Origin of the sequence: Variovorax sp. YR216, from assembly GCF_900107745.1 — a bacterium.
Lineage (GTDB): Bacteria > Pseudomonadota > Gammaproteobacteria > Burkholderiales > Burkholderiaceae_C > Variovorax.
In genome coordinates this window covers 20207-37342 of record NZ_FNRO01000003.1, presented here as the reverse complement: position 1 = coordinate 37342, position 17136 = coordinate 20207, and the positions used below count along the sequence as shown (strand labels likewise).

The 17136-nt window shown below is 67.1% G+C and carries 19 protein-coding genes; 8 read left to right on the top strand and 11 right to left on the bottom strand.

Annotated elements, in window-relative coordinates; all coding sequences use genetic code 11:
* Positions 1–7 precede the first annotated feature (7 nt).
* From BLW05_RS10000 to BLW05_RS09985, 4 genes are all read right to left on the bottom strand, one after another.
* Positions 8–478, bottom strand: coding sequence for a F0F1 ATP synthase subunit B (locus BLW05_RS10000; protein WP_093162249.1), 471 nt, complete (start codon positions 476–478; stop codon positions 8–10).
* Between the two features lie 80 nt (positions 479–558).
* Entirely contained in the window at positions 559–822 is a 264-nt protein-coding gene (gene atpE / locus BLW05_RS09995; RefSeq protein WP_019657641.1) for a F0F1 ATP synthase subunit C, read from the bottom strand.
* Between the two features lie 59 nt (positions 823–881).
* Positions 882–1751: a F0F1 ATP synthase subunit A gene (gene atpB, locus BLW05_RS09990; protein ID WP_093162248.1), complete on the bottom strand. Its 870-nt coding sequence runs from the start codon at positions 1749–1751 to the stop codon at positions 882–884.
* A gap of 12 nt (positions 1752–1763) precedes the next feature.
* On the bottom strand, positions 1764–2252 hold the full coding sequence (locus BLW05_RS09985) for an ATP synthase subunit I (protein ID WP_093162246.1): 489 nt from the start codon (positions 2250–2252) through the stop codon (positions 1764–1766).
* A gap of 175 nt (positions 2253–2427) precedes the next feature.
* Here BLW05_RS09985 and BLW05_RS09980 point away from each other — a divergent pair, with 175 nt between their 5' ends.
* The 8 genes from BLW05_RS09980 (at position 2428) to BLW05_RS09945 (ending at position 9730) form a co-directional block, all read left to right on the top strand.
* Complete coding sequence (locus tag BLW05_RS09980) at positions 2428–3345, top strand: D-amino acid aminotransferase (RefSeq protein ID WP_093162245.1); 918 nt, start codon at positions 2428–2430, stop codon at positions 3343–3345.
* Positions 3342–3659, top strand: a complete 318-nt coding sequence (locus BLW05_RS09975; protein WP_093162243.1) for a YbeD family protein — start codon at positions 3342–3344, stop codon at positions 3657–3659. The genes BLW05_RS09980 and BLW05_RS09975 overlap by 4 nt, the downstream gene beginning before the upstream one ends.
* A gap of 40 nt (positions 3660–3699) precedes the next feature.
* Positions 3700–4368, top strand: a complete 669-nt coding sequence (gene lipB, locus BLW05_RS09970) for a lipoyl(octanoyl) transferase LipB (protein ID WP_177142642.1) — start codon at positions 3700–3702, stop codon at positions 4366–4368.
* An 18-nt stretch (positions 4369–4386) separates the two neighbouring features.
* The gene (lipA, locus tag BLW05_RS09965) at positions 4387–5379 is read left to right on the top strand and encodes a lipoyl synthase (protein ID WP_093162240.1); all 993 of its coding nucleotides are present in this window, start codon (positions 4387–4389) and stop codon (positions 5377–5379) included.
* Between the two features lie 46 nt (positions 5380–5425).
* A complete protein-coding gene (locus BLW05_RS09960) occupies positions 5426–6970 on the top strand; it encodes a class I adenylate-forming enzyme family protein (protein WP_093162239.1) in 1545 nt (514 codons plus the stop codon).
* Complete coding sequence (locus BLW05_RS09955) at positions 6951–8078, top strand: SLC13 family permease (protein ID WP_093162237.1); 1128 nt, start codon at positions 6951–6953, stop codon at positions 8076–8078. Before BLW05_RS09960 ends, BLW05_RS09955 begins: the two co-directional genes overlap by 20 nt.
* Before the next feature lie 37 nt (positions 8079–8115).
* Complete coding sequence (locus tag BLW05_RS09950; protein WP_093163107.1) at positions 8116–8817, top strand: AraC family transcriptional regulator; 702 nt, start codon at positions 8116–8118, stop codon at positions 8815–8817.
* A 70-nt stretch (positions 8818–8887) separates the two neighbouring features.
* Complete coding sequence (locus BLW05_RS09945) at positions 8888–9730, top strand: DMT family transporter (protein WP_093162236.1); 843 nt, start codon at positions 8888–8890, stop codon at positions 9728–9730.
* Here BLW05_RS09945 and BLW05_RS09940 read toward each other — a convergent pair whose 3' ends face one another.
* From BLW05_RS09940 to BLW05_RS09910, 7 genes are all read right to left on the bottom strand, one after another.
* Positions 9731–10765 (bottom strand): NADP-dependent oxidoreductase, encoded by a 1035-nt coding sequence (locus BLW05_RS09940; protein ID WP_093162234.1) that lies wholly within the window; start codon positions 10763–10765, stop codon positions 9731–9733.
* Between the two features lie 85 nt (positions 10766–10850).
* The gene (locus tag BLW05_RS09935; RefSeq protein WP_093162233.1) at positions 10851–12302 is read right to left on the bottom strand and encodes an aldehyde dehydrogenase; all 1452 of its coding nucleotides are present in this window, start codon (positions 12300–12302) and stop codon (positions 10851–10853) included.
* A 133-nt stretch (positions 12303–12435) separates the two neighbouring features.
* Positions 12436–13143 carry an ABC transporter ATP-binding protein gene (locus tag BLW05_RS09930; RefSeq protein ID WP_093162231.1) on the bottom strand — a complete coding sequence of 236 codons (708 nt, stop codon included), beginning with the start codon at positions 13141–13143 and terminating at the stop codon, positions 12436–12438.
* A 151-nt stretch (positions 13144–13294) separates the two neighbouring features.
* Positions 13295–14044 (bottom strand): ABC transporter ATP-binding protein, encoded by a 750-nt coding sequence (locus BLW05_RS09925; RefSeq protein WP_093162230.1) that lies wholly within the window; start codon positions 14042–14044, stop codon positions 13295–13297.
* A complete protein-coding gene (locus tag BLW05_RS09920; RefSeq protein ID WP_093162228.1) occupies positions 14037–14966 on the bottom strand; it encodes a branched-chain amino acid ABC transporter permease in 930 nt (309 codons plus the stop codon). The genes BLW05_RS09925 and BLW05_RS09920 overlap by 8 nt, the downstream gene beginning before the upstream one ends.
* Complete coding sequence (locus tag BLW05_RS09915; protein ID WP_093162227.1) at positions 14963–15838, bottom strand: branched-chain amino acid ABC transporter permease; 876 nt, start codon at positions 15836–15838, stop codon at positions 14963–14965. Before BLW05_RS09915 ends, BLW05_RS09920 begins: the two co-directional genes overlap by 4 nt.
* Before the next feature lie 3 nt (positions 15839–15841).
* Positions 15842–17035: an amino acid ABC transporter substrate-binding protein gene (locus BLW05_RS09910; protein ID WP_093162225.1), complete on the bottom strand. Its 1194-nt coding sequence runs from the start codon at positions 17033–17035 to the stop codon at positions 15842–15844.
* Positions 17036–17136: the final 101 nt, after the last annotated feature.

Here is a 17136-nt window from a genome sequence, read left to right as displayed (position 1 = left end):
GGCTTGATCAGAGTTCCGTCTGCAGGCGGGCCAGCAAATCGGCGTGGACGGCCGGATTCACTTCCTTGCGCAGGATCTGCTCGGCGCCCTTGACGGCCAGCGCAGCGACCTGCTCACGCAGGACTTCGCGCGCCTTCATGGCCTGCTGATCGGCTTCGACGCGGGCGGCCGCAATGATCTTGTTGCCTTCTTCCGTAGCGCGGGCCTTGGCCTCTTCAACGATGGCCTGCGCACGACGTTCGGCATCTGCAAGACGCTGGGCGGACTCGTTGCGAGCCTGGCCGAGTTCAGCCTCGACGCGCTTGTTGGCGGCGCTCAGCTCGGACTTGGCCTTGTCGGCTGCGGCCAGACCTTCGGCGATCTTCTGGGCACGATCGTCCAGCGCCTTGGCAATCGGCGGCCACACAAACTTCATCGTGAACCCGACCAGGATCAGGAACACGATCATCTGGATGATCAGGGTACCGGTAATGCTCACTTTTCACCCTCTCTTTGGGAATGAATCCAACGCCATTCAGCGAGGAACGACATCGGTTCGACGAGAAAGCCTGGAACCGATTACTTCGGCAGGTTGGCGATTTGCGAGAGGAACGGGTTGGCGGTTGCGAACCACAGCGCGATACCGGTACCGATAATGAACGCGGCGTCGATCAGACCAGCCAGCAGGAACATCTTGGTTTGCAGTTCGCCCATCAGCTCGGGTTGACGCGCGGCGGACTCGAGGTACTTGCTACCCATGATGCCGATACCGATACAAGCGCCAACAGCACCCAGACCGATGATCAGGCCAGCGGCCAGAGCGACAAAGCTAATAACTTCCATGATGACTCCTAGAGGACTTTGGTTGAAGAGAAAAGAAAAACGAAACTGAAACCGGACGATCAGTGGTGATCGTGTGCCTGACCCACGTAGACGAGCGTCAGCATCATGAACACGAACGCTTGCAGCGTGATGATCAGGATGTGGAAGATGGCCCACGCAGTGCCCGCGACGATGTGGCCGAGCGCCAGGAGGATGCCGGTGGCCGAGAGGGTCCACGCACCACCCATCAGCGCGATGAGCAGGAAGATCAGTTCGCCGGCGTACATGTTGCCGAACAACCGCATGCCGTGCGAGACGGTCTTGGCGATGAACTCGACCATCTGCATGGCGAAGTTGAAGGGATACAGCGCCCAGTGGTTGCCGAACGGCGCGGTGAACAGCTCGTGGACCCAGCCGCCCAGGCCCTTGATCTTGATGTTGTAGTAGATGCAGATCAGCAGCACCGTGACCGAGAACGCCATGGACACCGACAGATCGGCGGTCGGCACGACCCGCAGGTAGGCGTGATGCGGATCACCGCCGGCAGCGCCGTAGCCCTGGCCCCAGATCCAGGGCAGCAGGTCGACCGGCAGCAGGTCCATCGCATTGAGCAGCAGGATCCACACGAAGATCGTCAGCGCGAGAGGCCCGACGAACTTGCGGCTTTGCGCGTTGTGGACGATGCCCTTGGCCTGCTGGTCGACCATTTCGAGCAGGAACTCGACCGCGGCCTGAAAGCGGCCGGGCACGCCCGAGGTGGCCTTGCGAGCCGCCGCCCACAGGAACCAGCAGGTGATGACGCCGAGCGCGATCGAGAAAAAGATCGAATCGAGATTGAAAACGGAGAGATCAGCCACACCTCCAGGCTTGGAGCTCTGAAGATGGGTCAAATGGTGAACGATGTATTCACCAGCGGTTTGACCATGTTCCGCAGCGTTTTCAGCAGCCATCCGTTACTCGTCTCAAAGTTTCGGGCGCTTGGGAGCCAGCATTACAGCCACCCAAGCCGCCTTCATTGTCACCACCAAACCGATCAGCATTGCCGGCCAGCTCAGCGCCACTACCAGCCTCGGCGCGGCGATCAGCATCGCCATCGACAAGGCCAACTTGACCATTTCCCACAAAAAGAATCCGAATACCGCAGTACCCGGATTCAGCGAAGCAAACCTGCCGGTCAGCCCCCGTGCGAACACCGCCGCGGGAAGAACCACCGCGAGCGCGCCGTATCCGGCGGACCATCCCAGATTTTGCCTCCCAGTGAGCCCCCAGGTAGCCAAGGCCACCAGGAGTCCCGCCACGACCTGAATCGCGATCACGCGCCACGGCGAGATCAACGGCTTCCTGTCGCGAAGCCGCTGCGCCTCCTCGGCGGTCAGCGGCTTGAAATCCTCGTCCGGGTCGGGAGTGTCCTCATGGATTCCCTTCGAGACATCGCGGGCGATTGTTTTCATGTCGAATGAAGCCCGGATGACGACCCAGAATTTCTACAAAGCCATTGATTATAGGTAGAAAGCCACGCGCTTCGGCCAAGTTGGCGACACATGCGGGGATTTGGTCCTTGCATCGGATGTCGAATCGGCATTGGGCGACTTGGAATGCGTCCGTCCGTCCCCACCATAATTCCCCATGCACCCGATCGTCGACGCTCTCCCCGATTCACTCTGTTACCTCGATGGCGCCTACACGCCGCTTCGCGACGCGAAGGTGAGCGTGCTCGATCGCGGCTTCATCTTCGGCGACGGCGTCTACGAAGTCGTGCCGATCTATGAAGGTCATCTCTTCTGCTTCGAAGAGCACATGGCGCGGCTTGAACGCTCGCTGGCTGAACTGCAGATCAGGAATCCGATGACCGCCGCGCAATGGCGGGGCATCGCCACGCGGCTGATCGACGCCTCGCCCGCAGACGCGCGCGCGGGTACGCAAGGCCTCTACATCCAGGTGACGCGCGGTGTCGCGCCACGCGATCACGCCATGCCGCAAGGGCTCACGCCGACCGTGTTCGTCATGGTGAACCCCATGAAGCCAGTCCCCGACGCGGTGCGCGCCAAGGGCGTTGCGTGCGTCAGCGCGCACGATTTCCGCTGGCAGAAGGCGCACATCAAGAGCACCAGCCTGCTGGGCGCGGTGCTCGCGCGACAGATCAGCGTCGAGGCCGGCGCGGCAGAAACCATCATGTTCCGCGGCGACTGGCTCAGCGAGGCGTCGTCGAGCAATGTGTGGGTCGTCAAGCAGGGCACGGTCATCGGGCCGCCGAAGGACGAGCTGGTGCTCGCCGGCATTCGCTACGGATTGATCGAGCGTCTCTGCGCCGAAGCCGGCATCCCCTTCGCGCTGCGCCGAGTCGCCCGCGACGAGGTCTTCGACGCCGACGAACTGCTGCTGTCGTCGGCCAGCAAGGAGATCCTGCCGGTCGTGACGCTCGATGGCCGCACGATCGGCGACGGCCGCCCCGGCCGCATCTACCAGACCCTTTTTGCCGCCTATCAGCACGCCAAGGAAGAGGCCAAGGTAAGCAGCACCCAGGACAACGGAGTCACAGCATGAGCACCCCTACCACCCCGCCCAACGGCGCAACGCCCGACACCCCGGTGGACCCACGCAAGGACTCGCTGATCGAGTACCCCTCGAAGTTCCCGATCAAGGTCATGGGCGCCAAGGTCGACGGCTTCGTGCATGCCGTCACGCAGGTCGCCGAGCGCTTCGACCCGACCTTCGACGCGAGCACCGTGGAGCTGCGCCCCAGCAAGGCCGGCAACTACCTCGGCGTGACGATCACCGTCACCGCGACCAGCCGCGAGCAGCTCGACGACCTGTATCGCGCGCTCTCCAGCCACCCGATGGTCAAGGTGGTGCTCTGAGCCCCCGCCCGGCCGCTCCGGAGGTGACTCGGTGAGCGCCCTGCAGGTCTCGCTGCTCGGCCGCGTCGACTACGCCGGCACCTATGCGGCGATGCAGAAGGCGACGCAGGAGCGTTCGGAGGATTCGCCCGACCAGCTCTGGATCTGCGAGCACCCGCCGGTCTACACGCAAGGGCTGGCGGGCAAGGCCGACCACGTGCTGAACCCCGGCGAGATCCCGGTCGTGCAGACCAACCGCGGCGGGCAGGTGACCTACCACGGCCCCGGCCAGGTGGTCGCCTACCCGCTGATCGACCTGCGCCGCGCCGGCTACTACGTCAAGGAATACGTCTACCGCATCGAGGAATCGGTGATCCGCACCCTCGCCCACTTCGGCGTGACCGGCCACCGCGTAAGTGGCGCCCCCGGCATTTATGTGCGGCTCGACGACCCGTTCTCGCATGCCGCGCTCACCGGCCCCGCACACCCGGACGACCCGTTTCGCGGCCTCGGGAAGATCGCCGCCCTGGGCATCAAGGTGAGCCGGCACTGCACTTACCACGGCGTCGCCCTCAACGTGGCGATGGACCTCGAACCCTTCACCCGCATCAACCCTTGCGGCTATTCAGGGCTGAAAACCGTCGATCTTTTTACAATCGGCGTTCGAACAACCTGGGACGAAGCGGCGCAGGTGCTGGGCAGCAAGCTCAACGTCTACCTCGCACCTTGAGCCCGCCAGAGAGAACTCATGAGCACCCCGCACGTTGAACCCACCGTCGTCCGAGAGGCCCAAAGCGCCGCCGACTACAACCCTTCCGCCAAGCAGAAGGCCGCCGCCAAGCTCTCCCGGATCCCCGTCAAGGTGGTCCAGGGCGAGGTGCTCAAGAAGCCCGAGTGGATCCGCGTCAAGGCCGGCTCGCCCACCACCCGCTTCTACGAGATCAAGCAGATCCTGCGCGAAAGCAACCTGCACACCGTCTGCGAAGAGGCGTCGTGCCCGAATATCGGCGAATGCTTCGGCAAGGGCACCGCGACCTTCATGATCATGGGCGACAAGTGCACGCGCCGCTGCCCGTTCTGCGACGTGGGCCACGGCCGGCCCGATCCGCTCGACAAGGACGAGCCGCTCAACCTCGCGAAGACGATCGCGAAGCTGCGCCTCAAGTACGTGGTGATCACCAGCGTCGACCGCGACGACCTGCGCGACGGCGGCAGCCAGCACTTCGTCGACTGCATCCGCAACATCCGCGAGCTGTCGCCGCAGACGCAGATCGAGATCCTCGTGCCCGACTTCCGCGGCCGCGACGACCGCGCGCTCGGGATCCTCAAGGCTGCGCCGCCGGACGTGATGAACCACAACCTGGAAACCGCGCCGCGCCTCTACAAGGAAGCGCGCCCGGGCAGCGACTACCAGTTCAGCCTCAGCCTGCTGAAGAAGTTCAAGGCGCTGCACCCGAACGTGCCGACCAAGAGCGGCATCATGGTCGGCCTCGGCGAGACCGACGAAGAGATCCTGCAGGTCATGCGCGACATGCGCGCGCACGACATCGACATGCTGACCATCGGCCAGTACCTCGCGCCGAGCAACAGCCACCTGCCGGTGCGCCGCTACGTGCACCCCGACACATTCAAGATGTTCGAGGAAGAGGCCTACAAGATGGGCTTCAGCCACGCCGCGGTCGGCGCGATGGTGCGCTCGAGCTACCACGCCGACCAGCAAGCGCACGCCGCGGGCGTCTAGCGCCCCCTCGCCCAGGATGCGGGCGCGCTTTCCAGGCAGAAGAACAATGAACGATTTCGAGACAGCCATCGGGCGCGACTTCGGCGTGATCGCCGAACTCGTTCATCTCCACGCCAGGCAATCGCCGGACCGCCCCGCGCTCGCAGATGCGCAGCGCTCGTTGCGCTACGGCGCGCTCGATGCACTGATGGATCGCATCGCAGCCAGCCTCCAGCGCGACGGCCTCCAGGCGGGCGACGCGATCGCCATCTGCGCGGCATCGAGCGTGAACTACGCGGCCATCTTCCTCGGCGCGCTGCGCGCCGGCATCGCAGTGGCGCCGCTCGCGCCGGGCTCCACGCCGGCGAGCCTCGCGCGGATGATCGAGGATGCCGGCGCGCGCACTCTCTTCGTCGATGAGGCGGCGGCCGTGACCATCGGAACCGCGGCAGCGCCGTCGGTCCCTCGCATCGCGATCGATGGCTCCAAGGCAGGCGGCGACTTCGACGCATGGCTCGCACCCGCCGGCAGCACGCCCGCGCCCGTGACACCGCAGCCGGCCTGGCCCTTCAACATCATCTATTCGTCCGGCACCACCGGCGAGCCCAAGGGCATCGTGCAGGGCCACGGCATGCGCTGGGCGCACGTGCGGCGCGGCGCGAAGTACGAATACGGGCCGGAGACGGTCACCCTGCTGTCGACCCCGCTCTATTCGAACACCACGCTGGTGGTGTTCTTCCCGACCATCGCCTTCGGCGGCTGCGTGGTGCTGATGCCCAAGTTCGACGCCGCTGGCTACCTGAAGCTCGCCGAACGCCTGCGTGTCACGCACACGATGCTGGTGCCGGTGCAATACCAACGGCTGATGGCGCGGCCCGATTTCGACACGCACGACCTCTCGAGCTTTCGCTTCAAGTTCAGCACCAGTGCGCCGTTCAGCGCGGCACTCAAGGCCGATGTGCTCGCGCGCTGGCCGGGCGGTCTGATCGAGTTCTACGGCATGACCGAAGGCGGCGGCACCTGCATCCTCGAAGCGCACCTGCATCCGGACAAGCTGCACACGGTGGGCCAGCCCGCCGAAGGCAGCGACATCCGCCTGGTCGACGAATCGGGCCGCGAAGTCCCCGTCGGCGAGGCCGGCGAGGTGGTCGGGCACTCGGCCGGCATGATGGTGGGCTACCACCGCCAGCCGGCGAAGACGCGCGAGGTCGAGTGGTTCGACGCCACAGGCAAGCGCTTCATCCGCACCGGGGACGTCGGCCGCTTCGATGCGGACGGCTTCCTCACGCTGTTCGATCGCAAGAAGGACATGATCATCAGCGGCGGGTTCAACATCTACCCGAGCGATCTCGAAACCGTGGTGCGCGGCCATCCGGCAGTCGCCGACGTCGCGGTGGTCGGCGTTTCGTCCGAGCAATGGGGCGAAACGCCGGTGGCCTTCGTGGTCCGCCGCGAAGGCGATGCCACCGACGCCGACACGCTGCTGCAATGGACCAACGCGCAGCTGGGCAAGACGCAGCGGCTCGCGCGGCTGAACATCATCGACGAGCTTCCGCGCAGCGCGATCGGCAAGGTGCTCAAGCGCGAATTGCGTGAACGCGAAATTCGCTGACCGCGAAGCCGGCGCCCACAAGGAGGGCGGCGGCAACGGCCTGCTGTGGGTACTGCTCGCGGCGGCGGTCGTATTCGCCGTCGTGAGGCCGCGCGGGCCCATCGACTACGTCCGGCTTGTCGACTGGCAGACCATCGGCGCGCTCGCCGGCCTGCTCGCGATCACGCAAGGGGTCGAGCGCAGCGGCATGTTGCAGAAGCTCGCGACGCAGCTGCTTTCACGCACCACCGAGCTGCGCCATCTCGTCTACCTGCTGACCGCGAGCGCGGCACTGTTGTCGGCACTGGTCACCAACGACGTGAGCCTCTTCCTGCTGGTGCCGCTCACCCGCGTGCTGGCGGAACAGGCCCATCTGCCACTCGGACGACTCGTGGTGCTGCAGGCGCTCGCGGTCAATGCGGGCTCGGCGCTCACGCCGATCGGCAATCCTCAGAACCTGTTTCTCTGGCACCGCTCGGGCGACAGCTTCATCGGCTTCATGGCGATGATGGCGCCGACCGTCGCGGTCATGCTGTTCTGGCTCTTCGCCGCGATCCGCTTCCTGGTGCCGCGCGCGCCGATCCTGCTCAAGCCCTCGGGTGACGAGGTGTCGGTGGAGCCGCGCCTGCTGGCGCTGTCGGGCATGCTGTTCGTCGCCTTCGTGATCGCGCTCGACCGGCACTGGATGCTGGCCGGGCTCGCCCTGGTGTTCGGCGCCTTCCTGCTGCTGCGCCCGCGCGTGCTGCTCGGCGTGGACTGGACGCTGCTGCTGATCATCGCGCTGATGTTCATCGACCTGCGGCAACTCGCGGAGCTGCCCGCGGTGACCGCGCTGTTCGCGGATCTGCCGATCCGCGACGGCTGGCGGGCGTACCTCGCAGCCATCGTGGCGTCGCAAGTGATCAGCAATGTGCCGGCGACCATCCTGCTCGACGGCTTCGTGCACGACCTGCCCGCGCTCGCGGCCGGCGTGAGTGTCGGCGGATTCGGCTGCGTGCTGGGCTCGCTCGCGAACCTGATCGCGCTGCGGCTCGCGAAACTGCCGAACGGGCTGCGCGAGTTCCATCGCATCAGCATTCCGTTCCTGCTGGTGTGCGGCGTCTCGGCGCTGCTGCTGCGATTGGGGTGACAGGGCCCGGAGCGCCATGGAAAATCCGAAGACTTCCATGGGCACGCTCGACTCTTCATCGCACGGACTTTCACTGCGACGCTACGGCGCATCGCGCGGCAGCCATTCGCACGACCATTTCCAGGTGCTGATCGGCCTCGATGGCGTGCTGGATCTGGAAGTCGAGGGACGCGGCCGCCGCGTCGGCGCCGGCGAGGGCTGGGTGGTGACGCCCGGCGATCGGCACGACTTCGAATCGCGGAACGGCAGCCACTGCCTCATCCTCGACACCACGCAGGATCTCTGGGCGCAGTGCGCAGGGCGCGCACCGCTGGCGCCGCAAATGCTGGCGCTGGCACGCTACCTGGCGCTGTGCGTGACGGAGCCCGCGACCTCGCCGACCGCGCTGCACCAGGCGCCCGCCCTGTTGCTCGAGGCCTGGGGTCCGGCGTTGCCGAACGGCCGCCGCCGCGCGATCGACTGGCCGGGCCTCTCCGACTGGGCGCGCAGCCGCTGGCATCGCCCGCTCGGCGTTGCGGATCTCGCGGCGGTCGTTTGCCTGAGCCCCAGCCAGTTCGCGCAGCGCTGCCGCGACGAGCAGGGCGTGAGCGCGATGCACTGGCTGCGCGCACAACGCCTGCTGCATGCGCGGCAACTGCGCGATCGCGGCATCGGCGTCGCGGAAGCCGCGCGCCGCACCGGCTACCGATCGCCTTCGGCGCTGACGGCGGCCATGCGGCGCTCGGGCGGCGCCGGCTGAAGCGCAGAACCCTCGTCGCGCGACGACGCACCGTCGTTTCGCGACGATGCTGCGCTTAAGCTCGGCGGCCATGTCTTCGACCCTCTACGCCCTCGCCGCGATCGCCCTCTGGGCCACGCTCGCTTCGCTGGGCACAGCGCTCTCGCACCTGCCGCCATTCCTGCTCACCGGCCTCGCGCTGATGATCGGCAGCGCGATGAGCTGGCCGCTGGTGGTGCGCAATCCGCGCGCCTGGGCGGTGCCGGCACGCACGCTGGCGCTAGGCATCTACGGGCTGTTCGGCTTTCACTTCCTGCTGTTCATCGCGCTGCGGCTCGCGCCGCCGGTGGAAGCGAATCTCGTGAACTACCTCTGGCCGCTGTTCATGGTGGTGCTCGCGCCGGTGCTGCTGCCCGGCATGTCGCTGCGGCCCTTGCATGTGGTGGCCGCGCTGCTCGGCTTCGCGGGCGCGGCGATCGCAATCCTCGGTGCGCGCGGGGGAGCCTCGGGCGGCGGCAGCTACTGGGGCTTCCTGCCCGCGCTCGGCTCGGCCTTCATCTGGGCGAGCTATTCGCTGTGGACGCAGCGCGTGGGCGCATTTCCGACGACCGCAATCGGGTTGTTCGGACTGGTCTCGGGCGCGCTCTCGCTGCTTTGCCACTGGCTGCTCGAGCCCTCTGTCGCGCTGTCCGCGCGCGACTGGCTGCTGGTCACGCTCTGCGGGCTCGGCCCGCTCGGTACGGCGTTCTTCTTCTGGGACATGGCGCTCAAGCGCGGCGATGCGCGCCAGATCGGCATCCTGAGCTACATCACGCCGCTCGCATCGACCGCGCTGCTGCTCGTCGTGACGCAGCGGCCGCTGAGCTGGACCATCGCGCTCGCGGCGGTGCTGATCATCTCGGCCGCGGTGATGGGAACCCGCGCCGGACGCTGATCAGTCGGAGACCTTCAGCACCAGCTTGCCGAAGTTCTCGCCCGTGAAGAGCTTCGTCAGCGCCTCGGGGAAGGTCTCGAGGCCTTCCACCACATCCTCGCGGCTCTTCATGCGGCCGTCCTTCAGGTAGGCCGACATCTCGGCGATCGCGAGGTGGTAGCGGTCCGCGTAGTCGAACACCACCATGCCCTGCATGCGCGCGCGGTTCATGAGCAGGCTCAGGTAGTTCTTCGGGCCCTGGATCGGCGTGGTGTTGTTGTACTGGCTGATCGCGCCGCAGATGATGATGCGCGCTCCGCGCGTGATCTTCGCGAGCGCTGCATCGAGGATGTCGCCGCCCACGTTGTCGAAGTAGATGTCGATGCCCTTGGGGCAATGCGCCTTCAGGCCCTCGCGCACCGCAGCGGGGCCGGCCTTGTAGTCGATGCAGGCGTCGAAGCCCAGCTCCTTGACCACGAAGTCGCACTTGGCCTGCCCGCCGGCAATGCCGACCGCGCGGCAGCCCTTGATCTTCGCGAGCTGGCCGACGGTCTGGCCCACCGCGCCGGCCGCGCCGGACACCACCACCGTCTCGCCCGGCTTGGGCTCGCCGATGTCCATGAGGCCGAAGTAGCCGGTCATGCCCGGCATGCCGAGCACGTTGAGCCATTGCCCGATCGTGCCGAGCGACAGGTCGATCTTCGCGAGGCCCGTGCGCTTGATCTCCTCCTGCGGGACCAGCGCGTATTCCTGCACGCCCAGCGTGCCGTAGACGATGTCGCCCACCGCGAAGGCCGGGTTGCGCGATGCGACCACGCGGCCCACGCCGCCGGCGCGCATCACCGCGCCGATCTCGACCGGCGCGATGTAGCTCTTGCCCTCGTTCATCCAGCCGCGCATCGCCGGGTCGAGCGAGAGCGACAGCGTCTTGACCAGCACGCCGCCTTCAGCCGGCTCGCCGGCGGGTTCGGTGGTGAACTGCCAGTCGTCGCGGGTGGCCGCGCCTTGCGGACGCTTGGCGAGGCGGATCTGCCGATTGCTCAGGGTGGTGCTCATGCGCGTGTCTCCTTCAGGGCTGGGGCTGCGGATCGTAGCCCCGGCCGGCCTCCGCGTGGGTAGCGAAGGCGACAAGCGCGCAGGGTCAGAACGGGTAGTGGCGCGGCGTGGTCTGCACCGTGATCCAGCGCAGCTCGGTGAAGGCCTCGATGCCCGCCTTGCCGCCGAAACGGCCGTAGCCCGAATCCTTGACCCCGCCGAACGGCATCTGCGCCTCGTCGTGCACCGTGGGGCCGTTCACATGGCAGATGCCGGATTCGATGCGGCGCGCGACGTTGAAGGCGCGCGCGATGTCGCGGCCGAACACCGCCGACGACAGGCCGAACTCGTTGTCGTTGGCCGTCGCGATCGCATCCTCGACGCCGTTCACACGCACCACCGCCTTCACCGGTCCGAAGGATTCCTCGCTGTAGATCAGCATCTGCGGGGTGACATGGTCGATGACTGTCGCCGGCATCAACGTGTTCCCGGCGCGGCCGCCGCACACCAGCTTCGCGCCCTTGGCGAGCGCATCGTCGATGAGCGCATTGCAGCGCGCGACCGTGCTCGCATCCACCACCGAGCCGAGCACCACCGGGCCTTCGCGCGGATCGCCGACCGGCAGGCTCTTCGCCTTCGCGGCGAACTTCGCGACGAATTCATCGGCGATCGCCGTATCGACCACGATGCGTTCGGTCGACATGCAGATCTGCCCCGAGTTGGCGAATGCACCGAAGGCTGCCGCGTTCACGGCCGCATCGATGTCGGCATCGTCGAGCACCACCAGCGGCGCCTTGCCGCCGAGTTCGAGCACCACGGGCTTGAGGTACTTGGCGCACGTCTGCGCAATGATGCGGCCCACGCGCGTGGAGCCGGTGAAGTTCACGCGCCGCACCGCCGGGTGCGCCACCATCGCCTCGACCACCGCCCCCGCATCGGCCGGGGCATTGGTGATGAAGTTCACCACGCCCGGCGGCAGGCCGGCTTCGTTCATCGCGTCGACGATCAGCGCATGCGTTTCCGGGCAGAGCTCGGAACCCTTGAGCACCACGGTGTTGCCGCAGGCGAGCGGCGTGGCGATCGCGCGCGTGGCGAGGATCACGGGTGCGTTCCACGGCGCGATGCCGAGCACCACGCCGGCCGGTTGGCGCACGCCCATCGCGAGGCTGCCGGGCACGTCCGATGGGATCACCTCGCCGCCGATCTGCGTGGTCAACGCGGCAGCTTCGGTGAGCAGCCCCGCGGCCAGATGGACGTTGAACCCGGCCCACATCGCCGAGGCGCCCGTCTCGCGCGCCATCGCCTTCGCGAAATCGTCGGTGCGCGCCTCCAGCGCGTGCGCGGCTTTCTGCAGCAGTGCGCGGCGTTCGCCGGGGCCGGTCTGTGACCAGGCGGCGAAAGCGGCGTGCGCGGCTTCGACGGCAGCGATGGCATCGCGCGTCGTGGCTGCGGGTGCTCGCGTGGCGACGCCGCCGTCGAGCGGATTGCGGCGCTCGAAGGTCGCGCCGCCCTCGGCCTGGCGACGTTCGCCGTTGATGAGCATGGAAATGGTGGTCATGTAAGAACTCCTCTAACAAAGGGGATCGATGCAATGCCAGGAACCCCGTGGAACCGGCTTCGCCGGGCCACCGGGGTTGCCCCCGGCGAGGGGGTGCAGAGCCACACGAAGTGGGCGAGGCTTGGGGTGAGCCTCATGTCTTGCCAAGGTAGGCATGGCGAATGACGTCGGAATGGAGCAGCGTCTGCGCGTCGCCGGAAGCGACGACCCGTCCGCGTTCGAGCACGTAGCCCCGATCGGCCGCCTGCAGGGCCTTGCGCACGTTCTGCTCGACCATGAGCACGGTGACGCCCTGCGCCGCGATGCGCCGCACGATGGCGAGCAGCTCGTCGACCATGCGCGGCGCGAGGCCGAGCGAAGGCTCGTCGAGCATCAGCAGGCGCGGTCCGCTCATCATCGCGCGCGCCACTGCGACCATCTGCTGCTCGCCGCCACTCATGGTGCCGGCCAGTTGCGAGGCACGCTCCTTCAAGCGCGGAAAGTCTTCGAACGCGCGGGTGAGCCGCTCGGCGCGCACGCCCGCCGGCACCAGCCAGCCGCCGAGTTCGAGGTTCTCGGTGACGGTCATCTGCGGGAACAGCTGCCGGCCCTCCGCGACCAGCGCGAGCCCCTGGCGCACGCAGGCGGTCGCATCCTCGGCCGGCAGCGGCGCACCATCGAGCTTCACCTCGCCCTGGCGCGCCAGCAGGCCCGCGAGCGATTTCAACAAGGTGGTCTTGCCCGCACCATTCGGCCCGAGCACGACGGTGATGCCCGGCAGCACATCGAGATCGATGCCCTGCAGCACCTGGAAGCCGTGGTAGCCCGCGAAGAGGCCGCGCACTTTCAGGTTCGCATTCATGACAGCTCTCCCACGCGCCCCAGGCGCCTCATGAAGCTGACACAGCCCTGCTTGGGGCTCCCGCGGAACCGGCTTCGCCGGGCCGCTGGGTGCGCCCCCGGAAAGGGGGTTGGCGCAGCGACACGAAGTGCGCGAAGCCTGGGGGTGAGCATCATTCCATCTCCACCATCTCGTCGCCGAGATAGGCCTCGACCACCTCGGCATTGCGCACCACCTCGCCCGGCGTGCCATCCGCGATCTTGCGGCCCTGGTGCAGCACCAGCACGCGCTCGATGTACTTCAGCAGCGTGGTGACGGCGTGCTCGATCCACACCACGGTGAGCCCGTGCTCATCGCGCAGCTTGCGGATGCGGCGCGCCATCGCATCGACTTCCGCCTCGGTGAGGCCCGCGGCCACTTCGTCGAGCAGCAGCACGCGTGGCCGGGTGCCGAGCGCCATGCCGATCTCCAGCAGGCGTTGTTGCGACGGCGTCACTTCCGACGCGGACCGATTGGCGAGCGATGCGAGTCCGAGCATGTCGAGGATGTCGTGCTCGCTGCGCAGGCCTGCGATGGGTTCGCGGCGCCTTCCTGCGAACTCCATGCCGAAGCGGACGTTGTCGGTGAGCGTCATGTCGCCCATCACGCGCGGCGTCTGGAAGGTGCGCGCGACGCCGTGCGCCGCATAGAAATGCGGGCCGCGGCCGGTGAGATCGACGCCTTCCGCGAAGAGATGGCCGCTGGTCGGCGCGACCACCCCCGAGACCGCATTGAAGAAGGTGGTCTTGCCCGCGCCGTTGGGGCCGATGATGCCGACCAGCTCGCCCGCGCGCAGCTGCATGCTGACCGCATCGACGGCGGTCAGCCCGCCGAAGCGCACCGTCACCTCGCGGGCTTCGAGCAGGATGGGTGCCTCAGCCATGCCCGCTCCTTCGCGCGCCGTTGCGCTGCCACAGCGATGCGAGCCCGTTCGGCAGATACATCACGCAGAGGATCAGCAGCAGGCCCAGCACCATCATGTAGCCATAGGGCAGTTGCAGCCGCAGCGTTTCCGCCAGCAGGCTGAAGACGATCGCCGCGACCACCGGCCCGCCGATGCTCGCCGCACCGCCGATCAGCGCGATCAGCACGGTCTGGAAGCCGATGAACGGGCTGAACACCGCGGGCGGTTCGATGTAGGTCCAGCGCACCGCCATCGCTGCGCCGACAGCCCCGGCAAACGCGGCAGTGAGTGCGAAGCCCGCGATCTTGATGCGCCGTGTGTCCACGCCGAGCGTCTGCGCGCGCTGCTCGTCGGCGCCGATCCCCGAAAGCGCCAGTCCGAAACGGCTGCGCTTGACCACGATGGCCGTGGCGATCGCGCCGCCAGCGATCGCGAGCACGGTGAGGTAGACCGTCTCGTTCGACGGCACCACCGAAAGCACGCGGCCCACGGTGCCCGAGACCTGCTTCTCGACGAAGGTCACCGCATGGCGGATCAACTCGGTCATGCCGAAGGTCAGCACCGCAAAGTAGGTGCCGCGCAGGTGCAGCACGGCGGACCCCATCAGCACTGCGACCACGCTTGCGACCAACGCACCGCTGATGATGACCAGCGGCCACGGCAGCACCTCCAGCAGGGTTGCGCTCGAATACGCGCCGAGCCCGAAGAAGGCCGAAGTCGCAAGCGACAGGTAGCGCGTCGCGCCGCAGAACAGCGACCAGCTCGTGGCGAGCGCGATGTACATCAGGCAGGAGAGCGCCACCGAGGCCGCGAAATCCGAAGCCACCCACGGCACGCATGCCGCGAGCGCCACGCCGATGCCCAGCACCAGCCAGGGCCTGTTTGCAAGCTGCGCCTTCATCGCGAGAACAATCCGTTGGGCCGCCAGATCAGCACGCCGATGAAGACGGCATACGACAGCAGCATCTTGAGAGAGGGACTCGTGAAGTGCATCCCCAGCGCCTCGACCACGCCCAGCAGCAGTCCGCCGACGAGGCTGCCCGCGATGCTGCCGAAGCCGCCGAGCGTGATCACGATCAGCGCGGTCACCGTGTACGGCTCGCCCATCGAAGGCGAGATTTCGTAGGTCATCGACAGCAGCGCGCCGGCCACGCCCGAGAGGCCGAGGCCGATGCCGAACATCAGCGGGTGCAGCCGCTTCGTGTTGATGCCCACGAGTTGCGCACCCACCGGCGATTGCATCAACGCACGCACCGCCTTGCCGAGCAGCGTGAGCTTGAGAAGCGCGATGAGCGCAATGCTCAGCGCCAACGCCACCCCGAAGATCACCAGCTTGTTCGCGGTGAAGCGCATGTCGGCCACCTGCACCGGATCGGCGAGGTAGTCATAGCCGCGCAGGTCGCCGCCCCAGATCAGGAGCGCGGTGTTCTGCACGAAGAACATCAGGCCGAAGCCGACCATCAGGCTGCGCGCCTCGAACACTTCCACATTGGGCGCGCGCGCAGCAACCTGCCGGAAGCACAGCCAGTGCACCGCCATGCCGATCGCCATGAGCACCAGGAAGGCCACCGGCAGGAAGACCAGCGGCGAGATCCCCAGCGCCGTGTGCGCCCACCAGGTCAGGAAGGCCCCGAGCATCAGGAACTCGCCGTGCGAGATATTCATGATGCGCATCAGGCCGTACTGCAGGTTCAGCCCGATCGCCACGAGCGCATAGATGCCGCCCGTGATCAATCCGCCGGCCAGCAGCTCGGCCCATCCGCTCCACGACACGCGCTACTTCCAGGCCGGCTTCGGCATCAGTTGCGCGGTGGCGCGATCCTTGGGCCAGACGACTTCGAACTCGCCGTTCTGCCACTGTGCGACGGTGCCCGGGATCGAGGCGTTCTCGCTGCCCTCGAAGCGGATCGGACCGAGGATGGTCTTGAACTCGTTCTTCGCGATCTGGTCGCGCAGCGCCTTGCGGTCGAGGCCGACCTTGGCCACGGCCTGCTGGAGGATCTCCAGACCCGCCCATGCGTGACCGCTGGCCCAGCGGTCGGGTTCCTTGCCGAACTTCTTCGTGTGCGCGTCGAAGTAGGCCTTGGCCTCGGGGCTGGTCTTGGCGTTCCACGAGCCCATGCCGATCACGCCTTCGGCGTTCGCCTGCATGACGTTCGGGTAGAGCTGGAAGGCGGTGCCGACCGAGGCGTAGAAGAACTTCGGGTTGAAGCCGATCTCGCGCGACTGCTTGCTCACGAGGATGGTGTCCGGCGGATAGGTGATGCCGATGAAGGCGTCGGGATTCATGTCCTTGATGGTGCGCAGCACCGGCGCGAGGTCCTTCACGCCGAGCGGATAGCTCTTGCGGTCGACCACCTGGATACTGGTCTTCTTGAGCGCGGCGTTGAGCGCGGCGAAGTTCTCCAGACCGAAGAGGTCGTCCATGTAGACGATCGCGATCGTCTTCACGTTGTTGGCCACCAGCATGTCGACCAGCGCGCCCATCATCTTGTCGGGCTGCTGCAGCAGCGAGAAGAAGTAAGGCAGGTGCATGTCGATCAGCTTGCGCGACAACGCCGTGGGCGCGAGCAGCGGGTAGCCGAAGCGGTTGGCCAGCGGCGCGACCGCGAAGTTCGCGCCCGAGCCCCAGGGCGGCAGGATCAGGTCGACCTTGTCGCTGCCCATGAGCTTCTCGAAGGTGCGCACGCAGGTCTCGGTCTCGCTGCGGTCGTCGTAGCCGATGAGCTCGATGGGCCGCTTCGCGCCCTTCACCGAGAGCCCGCCCGCGGCGTTGACCTGTTCGGCCCACAGCAGGTAGTTGGGTTCCTGGCTGACCTGCGCGCCGGCCGCCCACGGCCCCGTGCGGGCGATGGCGTAGCCGACGCGCACCGGCGCGCCCTGCGCGAAGAGCTTGGGCGCGACGGCGGCGGCACCGAGCGCGGTGGCGGTTCCCTGGATCCAGCGGCGGCGATTGGCGTTGTCAAGCATGCGGTCTCCTTCCCCGGCGTCGAGATGCGCCCGGTCCGGGCATCGTAGGAAGGACGCCAGTCGCGCGCTGTGCCTTCTGCGCACAAAGCGCTTGTCGCAGC

Bases quoted from the DNA above. Each gene is read 5' to 3' on its own strand.
- atpE (WP_019657641.1), bottom strand. From the start codon at position 822: ATGGAAGTTATTAGCTTTGTCGCTCTGGCCGCTGGCCTGATCATCGGT.
- atpB (WP_093162248.1), bottom strand. From the start codon at position 1,751: ATGGCTGCTGAAAACGCTGCGGAACATGGTCAAACCGCTGGTGAATAC.
- BLW05_RS09985 (WP_093162246.1), bottom strand. From the start codon at position 2,252: ATGAAAACAATCGCCCGCGATGTCTCGAAGGGAATCCATGAGGACACT.
- BLW05_RS09980 (WP_093162245.1), top strand. From the start codon at position 2,428: ATGCACCCGATCGTCGACGCTCTCCCCGATTCACTCTGTTACCTCGAT.
- BLW05_RS09975 (WP_093162243.1), top strand. From the start codon at position 3,342: ATGAGCACCCCTACCACCCCGCCCAACGGCGCAACGCCCGACACCCCG.
- lipA (WP_093162240.1), top strand. From the start codon at position 4,387: ATGAGCACCCCGCACGTTGAACCCACCGTCGTCCGAGAGGCCCAAAGC.
- BLW05_RS09960 (WP_093162239.1), top strand. From the start codon at position 5,426: ATGAACGATTTCGAGACAGCCATCGGGCGCGACTTCGGCGTGATCGCC.
- BLW05_RS09950 (WP_093163107.1), top strand. From the start codon at position 8,116: ATGGGCACGCTCGACTCTTCATCGCACGGACTTTCACTGCGACGCTAC.
- BLW05_RS09945 (WP_093162236.1), top strand. From the start codon at position 8,888: ATGTCTTCGACCCTCTACGCCCTCGCCGCGATCGCCCTCTGGGCCACG.
- BLW05_RS09940 (WP_093162234.1), bottom strand. From the start codon at position 10,765: ATGAGCACCACCCTGAGCAATCGGCAGATCCGCCTCGCCAAGCGTCCG.
- BLW05_RS09935 (WP_093162233.1), bottom strand. From the start codon at position 12,302: ATGACCACCATTTCCATGCTCATCAACGGCGAACGTCGCCAGGCCGAG.
- BLW05_RS09930 (WP_093162231.1), bottom strand. From the start codon at position 13,143: ATGAATGCGAACCTGAAAGTGCGCGGCCTCTTCGCGGGCTACCACGGC.
- BLW05_RS09925 (WP_093162230.1), bottom strand. From the start codon at position 14,044: ATGGCTGAGGCACCCATCCTGCTCGAAGCCCGCGAGGTGACGGTGCGC.
- BLW05_RS09920 (WP_093162228.1), bottom strand. From the start codon at position 14,966: ATGAAGGCGCAGCTTGCAAACAGGCCCTGGCTGGTGCTGGGCATCGGC.
- BLW05_RS09910 (WP_093162225.1), bottom strand. From the start codon at position 17,035: ATGCTTGACAACGCCAATCGCCGCCGCTGGATCCAGGGAACCGCCACC.